This window comes from Clostridia bacterium, from assembly GCA_028698525.1.
In the GTDB taxonomy this organism is placed as follows: domain Bacteria; phylum Bacillota; class Clostridia; order JAQVDB01; family JAQVDB01; genus JAQVDB01.
The window spans coordinates 1-2,999 of sequence record JAQVDB010000120.1 but is presented as its reverse complement, the minus strand read 5'-3'; the positions used below and the strand labels follow the sequence as shown (position 1 = coordinate 2,999).

General features: G+C 37.0%; 2 protein-coding genes and 1 tRNA gene. All 3 read right to left on the bottom strand.

The features are described from left to right. Nucleotides 1–134: 134 nt before the first annotated feature. Complete coding sequence (locus PHP06_10930; protein ID MDD3841053.1) at nucleotides 135–1,373, bottom strand: CpaF family protein; 1,239 nt, start codon at nucleotides 1,371–1,373, stop codon at nucleotides 135–137. Nucleotides 1,374–1,387: 14 nt separating this feature from the next. Continuing rightward, nucleotides 1,388–2,449 carry a chromosome partitioning protein ParA gene (locus PHP06_10925; GenBank protein MDD3841052.1) on the bottom strand — a complete coding sequence of 354 codons (1,062 nt, stop codon included), beginning with the start codon at nucleotides 2,447–2,449 and terminating at the stop codon, nucleotides 1,388–1,390. 448 nt (nucleotides 2,450–2,897) lie between these two features. After that, a tRNA-Asn gene (locus tag PHP06_10920) sits at nucleotides 2,898–2,972 on the bottom strand. Nucleotides 2,973–2,999: the final 27 nt, after the last annotated feature.

Genomic DNA, 2,999 nt, shown 5'->3' with positions numbered 1-2,999 from the left:
TAAAGTAAAGAATCTTTTCAATTGCTTTCATGTGGTACACCTTGTAATTGTATGTAGGGATATTAGTTGCAGATGTATAATACTGTGGCTCGATGATTTTTTTCTCTTTTTTAGATGATGCCATTTCTCACACCTCAGATTTCCGTTTTTATACCTGCCAAACGAAGTTTGAAATCATTTTTCATAGGGTTTTTTGTCCGTTTTAACTGTCCTGATACCTTTTCTAATGTACTGTCTTCATCTTCTTCGAATATATACAAGGGATTAAGTACTATCTGCCCATCCTCATACCCTACAACTTCAGTTATCTCCATAGTCTTTCTTGACTTATCCCTAAGCCTTGAAAGGTGAATGATAATATCTACTGCTGAAGCTATCTGTTGTCTTATCGCCTCTAGCGGGAGGCCTGCCGCTCCCTGTAAAACCATAGTTTCTAAACGGCTTAGCATATCTTCTGTAGAGTTAGCATGACCTGTTGATAATGAACCGTCATGTCCAGTATTCATAGCTTGCAACATATCAAGGGCTTCTCCGCCGCGAACCTCTCCAACTACAATCCTTTCAGGCCTCATACGAAGAGAGGATTTAATTAGGTCTCGAATAGTGATTTGGCCTGCACCTGCCGCATTTGCATTCCTGGTCTCTAGACTCACAAGGTTACTTATGCCAACTATCTGTAGCTCTGCTGAGTCCTCGATCGTGATTACACGTTCATCCTTTGGGATATAGTTAGACAAGGCATTTAAAAAGGTAGTCTTACCAGAACCAGTACCACCACTGATGAAAATATTGTACTTTGCTCTGACTAATAACTGAAGTTTATCCGCTATTTCCTGAGTTATTGAACCATACTCGATTAGCTTTTCCACAGTCATTGGAGTCTTGGAAAACTTTCGAATGGTAAGGGTTGGGCCACATAGTGCAATAGGAGGCAAGACGACATTCACACGGGACCCATCAGGAAGACGGGTATCACAGATGGGGTTAGCTTGATTGACCTCACGACCTGATAGCCCTACAATTCGCTGGATTATATCTTCTAGGCGGCGCTGACTTTCAAACTTTTTGTCAAGTTTGAACAATTGTCCGTTTTTTTCTATAAAAACATTGTCAGGCCCATTAATCATAACCTCAGTTATTGTGTCATCATTCATGATTGAATCTAGAAGGCCGAAACCTCGTATAGAACTATAGACCTGCTGTACTATGGAAACTCTCTTTTCAATGGGACAGTACTGATTACCTATACGTTGTAGTACGATTTCCTCTACCTTTTCTTCTAGTTCCTCATCACTCATGCTGCTTAAGGGCAAATTTTCACTAATATATAGTTTTATATTTGATATAAGTTCTTGTTCTTGTTCAAAATCCATAAACTCACCTTATACTAATTAATCTTTGTAAAGATATCCATCTGTGACAGCTGCGAAAGTATTTGCTCAATACTAGCATGTTGGTATCTTGGAGCACCACCAAGGGTTCTTATCTCAATATCATCGATTGTATTACTAGACTTGTTACTAAATTTATTATAAATTAAGCCTGTTCGCTTGATTAACGGGGAGTCCTCATTTTGTTCTATTAGACTCAAGGCGGCATAGGCTCTTGATAACTTAGCATTTGAAATACTTGAGCCGTCTCCTACCCAGATAATAGAACTCATCTGCCTAAAGAGTTTGAGCATATTTTTCTTTATCCCGAAATCAATATCGACAATTATATAGTCGTAAGAGCCTGTTAATTTTAACTCTGATATAAGGCGGGTAATCTCTTCTGTTGTTAGTTCATGCATATCCAACGCTATCTTAGACCCAGAATAAAAATATACGCCTCTTTGATCCTTTCTTACGCAACTCTCTAGTTTTAGAGCAAGATTTGCCTTTTTGCTTTTTAAAGTGAAAATAATGTCACTCATATCAAACTGTCCATCAGCTGAAAAGAAAAGATCCGATGAACCAAATTTCTCAAAATTTAAGTAAAGGGTTTTCCTTCCTTTAGAAGCAAAATAAAGGGCACATGCGGCTGCCATAGTAGAGCTACCAACTCCACCACTAGGTGAGGTAAAGGCTATAACTCTACAGTTATCGTCTCCTAGCTTTAAACCGGAAACACTAACAGCCATTTCAGAGTATATGCTAAGTATTTGTCTGTATATCAAGTCTACCTTTTGAAATTTACATATAGCCTGTTGGTCATTTACAGTATCGATATCCGATCTGTCTACTAAATAAGCAAAGCCACAACGTTTAGGAAGCTTTTTTATGTCAATGTCAAAGTTATCACTTGCAACTAAAACATCAATCCTAGCACTATCCAAAGTAGACATTGCTATATCTTTATTTGTAAAAGAGTATATCTCAAGCTTGTCAGCGTATTTAGTCCCAAAAGTAGAAACTAAACGACTTAAGTAGTTTTCATCTTTTTCTAACAGCGCAAGTTTTATTTTCATAATACCCCCCATTTCACTGTTATCGCTTTATATGAAAAGAGAGATTTGGAACTATAGTGCAAAGTTAGCCTTATAATTGAGATGTGCATTTTACTTGTTTGTACTTATGCTTTCCAAATCATCTATATATTTTTTATCACATCTAATACAATACTTTTTTACTTATTTGTCCTTCTACCACATGTTTACTACAGATCTTAACACAGGTAATATATATATGTCAATATTTTATCTATAATATATAATTTAATCTATTTAGCTATTTTAGCTCTTTGTAGGGAATTGTTGTATTCTGTCGATTCGTGTTGAATAGTCTGCCTTATGCCTAGGACAATAGGCTTAATAAACCTGTATTTCTTTTATGATATTGGTTAAACAGCAGCTATCTTTATCTATTAATAAAAAAATCCGTATACATCTATGAATGTATACGGATTCTTTGTATATATGGCTCCCCAGACTGGGCTCGAACCAGTAACCCCCCGGTTAACAGCCGAGTGCTCTACCATTGAGCTACTGAGGATTATAGGTTCCGGCAGCGACTTACTCT